Origin of the sequence: Chryseobacterium sp. VD8, from assembly GCF_037149975.1 — a bacterium.
GTDB lineage: Bacteria > Bacteroidota > Bacteroidia > Flavobacteriales > Weeksellaceae > Chryseobacterium > Chryseobacterium indicum.
Genome location: NZ_JBBCQL010000208.1, coordinates 1 through 8,233, shown reverse-complemented (window position 1 = coordinate 8,233; position 8,233 = coordinate 1). Strand labels below are relative to the sequence as shown.

Here is an 8,233-nt window from a genome sequence, read left to right as displayed (position 1 = left end):
GCCGCAGATAATTCCGCCCATAATGGTAATGCAGACCGTCCAAAAAGCAGCGTTAATTAATGTATATTTCCACGATTTTCTTTCAAACATCGCATTGATAGCAATCATAGGAAGCACGAATAAAAATACCGTCATGGAAGAATGCAGTGCGCCGTGACCAAAGGATCTGTAAGCCATTCCGTAGTCTTTCATGAAGGCATGATAAGAAGGATTGGCATTCATTTCATCTCCGCCGACCATTCCGAGCGCGCCAAACTGGTGAATGGTTACAAACTGTAAGAACAAAGCCATTAAAGCTGATAACATGATGGAAAATATAAAAACTCCGATCATGGAACCCTGCATTTTTTCTTCGGTTAAACCGACTTCTTTCATCCATGCTTTTCCGAAAACTTTAGGATGATACCAGATAAATCCCATTATTAAAGGGACAAGTGCGGCTGCAAAAACAGCCCAATAGTTGATTTGCATCATAGTTTTAATTTTTAATAATCTTAGGAATATAAATCTACATTAAAAATCAATTCAAAATAAATTAAATTCAAAAAATATTTAATTTTAACTAAAATTACTCAAACAAAATACAATTAAACAAAACAGAAATCAACACATACGGTTAATTAATTATTATTCTACACTAAGAAAACAATCTAAATCCCTTTGAACTTGGCTTCCGCTTTTCTGATACATTTTCGTACTTTTGCGGCTCAGTTTAAGTTTCAAAATCTAACCATCAGACTATAATGAATTACGTTTCTGCCGAAAATCTCACCAAATCCTACGGAATAAAAGTTTTATTTGAAAATATTACTTTTCATGTAAACGAAGGAGATAAAATTGCCATTGTTGCCAAAAACGGAAGCGGAAAATCTACCCTTCTGAAAATCCTGATGGGAAAAGAAATTGCAGACAGCGGAACTGTAATCATCAGCAAAGATATTCAGGTAGTGCTGTTTGATCAGGAAATAGATTTTGACCCGAATCTTACCATTGATGAATTTATGATGACTTTAGATTCGGCTCCGATTATGGCGCTGAAAAATTATCATCAGTCTCTGCATTCCACAGACAATGATTTCATTGAAAAAGCTCTTCTTGAAATGGAAGCGCATAAAGCATGGGATCTGGAAAACGAAATGAAGCAGATTCTTTCGCAGCTAAAAATCACCGATCTGGAAGCTAAAATGGGAACACTTTCCGGTGGACAGATCAAACGTGTTGCTTTGGCAAAACTGTTAACAGAAACAAGAGCCGAACACCGCCATACTTTATTAATTATGGATGAGCCGACCAACCACCTCGACGTTGAAATGGTGGAATGGCTGGAAAGTTATCTGAGCAAGGCAAAAATTACTTTATTACTGGTAACTCACGACCGGTATTTCCTCGACAGTGTATGCGATACGATCTGGGAAATGGAAGATAAGAATCTTTACGTTCATAACGGTTCTTACGCGACGTATCTTGAAAATAAGATGATTCGCGAAGACAATATGAATGCGACGATTGATAAAGCCAACAATCTTTACCGAAAGGAACTGGAATGGATGAGAAGGCAGCCGAAAGCAAGAACTACGAAATCCAAATCCAGAATTGATTCTTTTTATGAAACGGAAAAAGTCGCCAAAACCGATACGAGAAAACAGGGTTTAGAGCTTGATTTTGAAATGAAAAGGCTCGGAAATAAAATTCTTGAGCTTAAAAATATCGATAAAAGTTTCGGAAGTAAAGTGCTGCTGAAAGATTTCAGCTATTCTTTCCAGAGAGGTGAAAAAGTAGGAATTGTAGGGAAAAACGGAGCGGGGAAATCGACTTTGCTTAATATTATTCAAGGGTTTGAAACGGCTGATAAAGGAGAAATTGAAACCGGAGAAACCATCCATTTCGGATATTTCTCACAAAAAGGTCTTACGTATAAAGAAGACGAAAGAGTGATTGACTTCATTAAAGAGGTTGCCGAATTTTATCCTTTAGCCAACGGAAAAAGTCTTTCTGCCTCCCAGTTTTTAAGATTGTTTTTATTTGACGATCAGACGCAGTACTTTCCTATTTCCAAGCTTTCGGGCGGAGAAAAAAGAAGACTTCATCTGATGTATATCTTATACCAGAACCCGAACTTTTTAATTTTTGATGAGCCTACGAATGATCTGGATCTTCCGACTTTAACGGTTCTTGAAAACTTTTTGCAGCAGTTTCAGGGTTCATTAATCATTGTGTCGCACGACAGGTATTTTATGGACAGAATCGTAGATCATATTCTTGCTTTTGAAGGCGAAGGCAAAATTCGTGATTTTACGGGGAATTTTTCCGAATACCGCGAAGCGAAAAGCAAAGAAGACGCTTTGGAGAAATCTGTTTCCGTAAAATCTGAACCTGTAAAAGAAACAGTTCAAACAGTCACCAATTCAAATACAAAAAAGAAAAGACTTTCTTTTAAAGAACAGCGTGAACTCGAAACCATTGAGAAAGAAATGCCGGAATTAGAAGAAAAAAGAGCGAAAATATTAGATCAGCTTAATAATGAAGCAGATTACGAGAAAATATCCAAACTTTCTGCCGATCTGGAATCTATCTCTGAAACTTTGGAAAACCATGAAATGAGATGGCTTGAACTTCAGGAGATTTTAGGTGAAGCGTAGTTGGGTTTGAGAGTTTGAGAGTTTGAGAGTTTGAGTATCTTAGTGTCTTAGTGTGTGAGAGTTTTAGAGTGTGGAAGCGTTATATTTTATTGATATAAATTTTTTACTTTAAAAATCTTACTCTAAGAATCATACCCTAACCTCACTAAAACCCTCACACCCTCAAACTCTCAAACTCTCTCACCCTACAACTCCAAGATTCTACAAGTAAATCACTTTCTCCTGTCTGGAACTTTCCACAGCCGCATCGATGATTTTCATATTTTTGATGATTTCTTCCGCAGGTGAAGGCAATGCGTATCCGAAAACGATAAATTCGTAAATCTGCTGATAATAATTCATGTAATTTCCCGGTTCGCTTGAAGTGAGAATTCTTTCAGTTTCTTTATTTTCATTTAGATAATTCAGAATCCCGTCGGTTTCTGTTAAAGGCTTTGTCCATTCTTCGCCATATTCCGGAATGGCTCCTGCAACGAGTTCATTTTCCTGATTATCTGTTCTTTCCTGCAAAAAACTTCCTTTTTCTCCGTGAACAGCATAAGCAAAATGCGCTTCTTTGGTGAATACTGAAGATTTCAGCCTTACCCTTAAATCATTTGGATAAAACAAAATAATTTCAAAATAATCATTGGCAAATTCTTTTCCTTTCATGGAAAAAACATCGGCAAAAAGTTTTTCGGGAAACCCAAAATACTGAACTGCCTGATCCACCAAGTGCGAACCCAAATCGTGCAGAGAACCGGAACCAACAGCTTCAGGATTTTCCTTATGTGCCTTTCCGCTTGGTTCAGTACGGAATCTGTCGAAACGGATTTCCGCCTCTTTGATGTTTCCGAGTTTTCCTTCGTTGATGATTTTCTGTACCTGAAGATAATCGCGGTCGAATCTCCTGTTTTGATAAACGCTTACAAATAATTTTTTCTCTTCCGCCAGTTTTGCCAGTTCTTCTGCTTCAGCAACATTTACGGTAAAAGGTTTTTCAACCACTACATTTTTCCCTGCTTCCAGTGTTTTTTTTGCATAGTCAAAATGCGTCTGAATCGGAGTATTGACAACCACGAGTTCGATATCGGCGTTTTCCAGCATTTCTTCTACTGAACGATAAATTTCTGCTTCAGGATATTTTTCTTTAGATTCTTCTTTACTTCTTTCCACAATTGCGGAAATAAAAAATCCCGGATGTTCTTTCAAAAACGGGGCATGAAAAACTTTTCCGCTCATTCCGAACGCACAAAGTCCGACTTTTACTAACTGCATAGATTTATTTTTTAACAAAGATATTTAATCTAAAGTTCTCATCCCTACTAAAATAAGGGAAAACACAATTTCTAAATTAAAGATTACTGACAAAAATCAGTTTATAATTTTTATTAATTCTAAATAATAATATACATTTGCACTTTATTTAAAACCACTCTAAATAACAATAGACTATCATGAAAAAGCAGCTAGCCACAATAGGATTAGTATTCGCAACCCTTTCTTTGGACGCGCAGATGAAATATGTTGAAGCTGACACCATTAGAATCCAGACTATTGAAGACGTTAATCTTCATAAAACCGGAAATCCCAACAAGGCAAGACCATTATCTACCAAGTCTAATCTTAAGATGATGGAAACACCTCAGCCAATTGCGATTGTTACTCACGAAATTATCGAGCAGCAACAGGCAAAACAACTGAGTGATGTTCTGCAAAACGTCAATGGAATTTATGTAACTTCTTCCAGAGGAAATTCTCAGGACAGTTTCGGAGGACGTGGTTTTATTTTAGGAAATGACAATATATTCAAAAACGGCTCCAGAATTAACAGCGGAGTTTTTCCTGAAGTAAGCGGATTGGAAAGAGTGGAAGTTCTTAAAGGTGCGAATGCAATGCTGTACGGAAATACGGCTGCAGGTGGTGTTATCAACATGATTACAAAAAAACCTAAGTTCAACTTTGGAGGAAGTATAGGAATGAATGCAGGAAGCTGGAATTCTTATAAACCAACAGTTGATCTTTATGGTCCGCTTTCAAAAAATATTGCTTTCCGTGTGAACGGAGCGTATGAGTATGCGGAAAGTTTCAGAGATGTGGTGCAGTCTGAAAAGTATTATTTCAATCCTTCGTTTTTATTTAATTTAAGTGATAAATCGCAGATTATCGTTGAGGCAGATTATCTTAAAAATGATTTTACTCCGGATTTCGGAATTGGTTCTATCACGCAGCGTGACGGATATACTTACCAGATGAATAATCTTCTTCCGAGAAATGCTTTTTTAGGAGCTGACTGGCAATATCAGAATGTAGAGCAGGTTTCAACAAATGTTACCTTCAATCATCAGTTTAATGAAAGATGGTCTTTAAACGCTACGGCTTCTTACCAGAATTATACGAAAGATTATTTTTCTACGGAAAGAGTTCAGTGGGGATACGAAAAATCAACCGACAAGCTTTTCTGGAAAAGACCTTTGAACAGAACGTATAACGAACAGAATTATACTTCGGCACAGGTGAATTTAAATGGTGAATTCAATACAGGAAAAATAAACCATAAAGTTTTATTCGGGGCAGATGCAGATTATGGAGTTGCAGATGCGTACACTTACTATAATCCAACCAACAGACTTGCTTACGGAAACAGCTATCTGTATGGAACCAACGGAAACAGCAATGGTATTCTTTATCTGGACAATCCTGATTCCTGGGCAAACGGAAGTGCTCCTGCTGCTGAAAGGTTAGAGAAAAACAGAATTAATACAAGAAGAATCGGAGTGTATGCTCAGGATTTCATCAGTTTAACCAAAGAATTTAAAGTTATTGCAGGATTGCGTTGGTCTTACATTGAAAATATGCCAACGATCAACACTAAATTTAAAACCGTTACAAGCGGTTTAGTAAATCTGAACTCCACAACCGGAAAATCGCTGGTTAACAACTCTTCGTCATCCGATCAGGCAATATCTCCGAAATTAGGCTTTGTATATATGCCGAATGATAATTTTTCTGCATTTGCAACCTATACAAACTCTTTTGTTGCTAACGTAGGAAAATTAAGAGACGGAGAAGCTTTAACGCCAACCAACATCGATCAGTACGAAGTGGGTGCGAAAAAGAATTTCTGGAACAATGCTTTGGCAGTTAATCTAACGGTTTACCAGATTCTGTACAGAAATTATTATCAGAATGCATTAGACGATAAAGGAAATCCTGTAGATCCGGCAGGACTTACCAAAGATTTTGCAGGAAAAATGAGAAGCCGCGGAGTTGAGCTTGATATTACAGGAAATCCAACAGAAAATTTATCCATTATCGGAGGTTTCTCTTATAACAATTCTGTGTATTTAGATACTCCGGAAACTTTCGGATATGTAGAAAACCAAAGACTGGTAAGAACTCCTGCAACTACTGCGAATGCTTCGGTATTTTATAAATTAACAAAATTGGTTCCCGGCTTAAAAGTGGGAGCCGGAGTATATTACATTGGAGACAGACTTGCCGGATGGAACGATACCAAAACAGGAGCTAACAGTCTGCAGCAGAGAAACGGGGTAAGCAGAATTTTCGAATTAAAAGATTACACAACGGTTTCTCTATCAGCTGGCTACGACTGGAAGAAATTCTCGATTCAGGGGAAAGTCGGAAACCTGTTTGATGTAGAAAATTACACCGTTCACGAAAATTATTCCGTGAACCCGATTACGCCAAGAAACTACTATGTTACATTAACGTATAAGCTGTAAAAAAAGAATCACAATAATTTCTTCATGTAAAGTGGGAATTGCAATTTTGCAGTTTCCACTTTTGAGATTAAAAAACAAAAACAATATATATGGATAAGATTAAAGACACAAGAAGTTTTATGAGAATCACGCACCGTTATCTGGGCTATTTCCTTGCCGGAATAATGGCTGTTTACGCAGTAAGTGGTATTTTATTAATTTACAGGGACACCGATTTTCTGAAAAAAGAAAAAAAGTATGATAAGGTCGTAGAAAAAAATCTTGATGAAAAAGCACTGGGAAAAGAATTGAGAATTAAAGGTCTTGAGGTTGAAAAAACAGAAGGTACTGTTCTTACCTTTAAACAGGGAACTTACGATTCCGCAACGGGACAGGCAAAGTACACTAAAAAGGAACTGCCATTTGTATTGGATAAAATGACAAAACTTCACAAATCGCAGTCTAAAGACACTCTTTCTCCGCTAAATACTTTCTTCGGAATTTCCCTGTTCTTTTTTGTGATTTCAAGCTTCTGGATGTTTAATCCTAAAAGCAAAGCATTCAAAAGAGGAATGGTTTTCACGGTGGCAGGACTTGTAGTTTCAATTATTCTGCTTTTATTGTAAATTTTATTAGGATAAAAACTCCTGATGATCGGCATTTAATAAGACCATACCATTGATTAATATGATAATGATTTCACTACGTATTGAGTAGAATGGCACATTTATTGATTTTCTGAAATCACAAATGATACAACATTAAAATATTAAAATAATAAATTATGAAAAAGCTAATTTTTACAGGAATAATGGCAGTAACGGGTTTGGCTGCAACAATGAATGCGCAGATCCAGAAGGGAAACTGGTTAGTGGGTAGTAGTTTAATATCAAGTAATTTCGGTTTAAACACCGGTGGTGGGTATAATATTGCTATTCAGACTAAAGGAGCATACTTTATTGAAGATAACGTTGCTGTCGGAGGTTATGTAGATTTAGGATTCAACAAAGTAACCAACGGTTCTCCTACAGAATTTACTTACGGAGTTGGTGCTTTAGGACGTTATTATCTTTCTCCGGGAGAAAAAGGAGTTGATAACTTACTAAACCACGGACGTTGGTTCTTAGAAGGTAACGCAGGAATTGGAGGAAGATCTGTTGAAAATGCAGATTCTACTACAGGTTTCGATTTCGGAGTAGGGCCGGGTTATTCTTACTTCATTACCCCAAACATCGGTCTTGAAGGTTTAGTAAAATACAGAGGAAGAGCAGGATTTGGCAGTGAAGGTTTAAATTCGAATATTACATTCAATTTAGGTTTCAGCATCTACCTTCCTACATCTAAAGCAAAACAAATCGCAAATGATGTAAAGTAAGATTACGATCCAATCACTTCACATTCACTATACACTACAATTGAAATCGCCTCGAGTTTTCGAGGCGATTTTCGTACAAATTAAAACTAAACTATAAAAAATCAAATAAATCATGTATTCGGTTGTGGCGTATATCTCAGATACGGCTTTATTTCTTTCACTCCTTTCGGGAAAATTTTTCTGGCATCTTCCGTAGAAATTGAAGGCGGAACAATTACGTCATCTCCGTCTTTCCAGTTAACAGGAGTCGCGATTTTATGAGAATCTACCAGTTGAAGAGAATCCAGAACCCTCAGAATTTCATTAAAATTTCTTCCTGTGGAAGCAGGATAAGTAATAATAAGCCTTACTTTCTTTTCCGGATCGATAATCAGTAAAGAACGAACGGTTGCCGTTGCAGAAGCATTGGGATGAATAAAATCGTACAATTCTGAAATTTTTCTGTCTTTGTCTGCAATAATCGGGAACTGTACTTCCGTATTCTGGGTTTCATTAATATCTTTAATCCAGTTCTG

At 36.9% G+C, this 8,233-nt stretch carries 7 protein-coding genes; 4 read left to right on the top strand and 3 right to left on the bottom strand.

What is annotated here, in order from left to right; translation table 11 throughout:
- The coding region (locus WFK35_RS17990; protein ID WP_336733737.1) for a DUF1761 domain-containing protein at positions 1-474 on the bottom strand (474 nt) is incomplete at its 3' end.
- Between the two features lie 269 nt (positions 475-743).
- Between WFK35_RS17990 and WFK35_RS17985 the strand changes: the two genes are divergently transcribed.
- Positions 744-2,639: an ABC-F family ATP-binding cassette domain-containing protein gene (locus tag WFK35_RS17985; protein WP_336733736.1), complete on the top strand. Its 1,896-nt coding sequence runs from the start codon at positions 744-746 to the stop codon at positions 2,637-2,639.
- A gap of 201 nt (positions 2,640-2,840) precedes the next feature.
- On the opposite strand, the gene WFK35_RS17980 is transcribed toward WFK35_RS17985, so the two are convergent.
- A complete protein-coding gene (locus WFK35_RS17980; protein ID WP_336733735.1) occupies positions 2,841-3,896 on the bottom strand; it encodes a Gfo/Idh/MocA family oxidoreductase in 1,056 nt (351 codons plus the stop codon).
- A gap of 179 nt (positions 3,897-4,075) precedes the next feature.
- Between WFK35_RS17980 and WFK35_RS17975 the strand changes: the two genes are divergently transcribed.
- The 3 genes from WFK35_RS17975 (at position 4,076) to WFK35_RS17965 (ending at position 7,718) form a co-directional block, all read left to right on the top strand.
- Positions 4,076-6,364, top strand: a complete 2,289-nt coding sequence (locus WFK35_RS17975; RefSeq protein ID WP_336733734.1) for a TonB-dependent siderophore receptor — start codon at positions 4,076-4,078, stop codon at positions 6,362-6,364.
- Positions 6,365-6,453: 89 nt separating this feature from the next.
- Entirely contained in the window at positions 6,454-6,969 is a 516-nt protein-coding gene (locus tag WFK35_RS17970; RefSeq protein ID WP_336733733.1) for a hypothetical protein, read from the top strand.
- A 158-nt stretch (positions 6,970-7,127) separates the two neighbouring features.
- The gene (locus WFK35_RS17965; protein WP_336733732.1) at positions 7,128-7,718 is read left to right on the top strand and encodes a hypothetical protein; all 591 of its coding nucleotides are present in this window, start codon (positions 7,128-7,130) and stop codon (positions 7,716-7,718) included.
- 110 nt (positions 7,719-7,828) lie between these two features.
- Here WFK35_RS17965 and WFK35_RS17960 read toward each other — a convergent pair.
- Positions 7,829-8,233 (bottom strand): redoxin domain-containing protein (locus WFK35_RS17960; RefSeq protein ID WP_336733731.1); only part of this gene is annotated, 405 nt, incomplete at its 5' end.

Bases quoted from the DNA above. Each gene is read 5' to 3' on its own strand.
- WFK35_RS17985 (WP_336733736.1), top strand. From the start codon at position 744: ATGAATTACGTTTCTGCCGAAAATCTCACCAAATCCTACGGAATAAAA.
- WFK35_RS17980 (WP_336733735.1), bottom strand. From the start codon at position 3,896: ATGCAGTTAGTAAAAGTCGGACTTTGTGCGTTCGGAATGAGCGGAAAA.
- WFK35_RS17975 (WP_336733734.1), top strand. From the start codon at position 4,076: ATGAAAAAGCAGCTAGCCACAATAGGATTAGTATTCGCAACCCTTTCT.
- WFK35_RS17970 (WP_336733733.1), top strand. From the start codon at position 6,454: ATGGATAAGATTAAAGACACAAGAAGTTTTATGAGAATCACGCACCGT.
- WFK35_RS17965 (WP_336733732.1), top strand. From the start codon at position 7,128: ATGAAAAAGCTAATTTTTACAGGAATAATGGCAGTAACGGGTTTGGCT.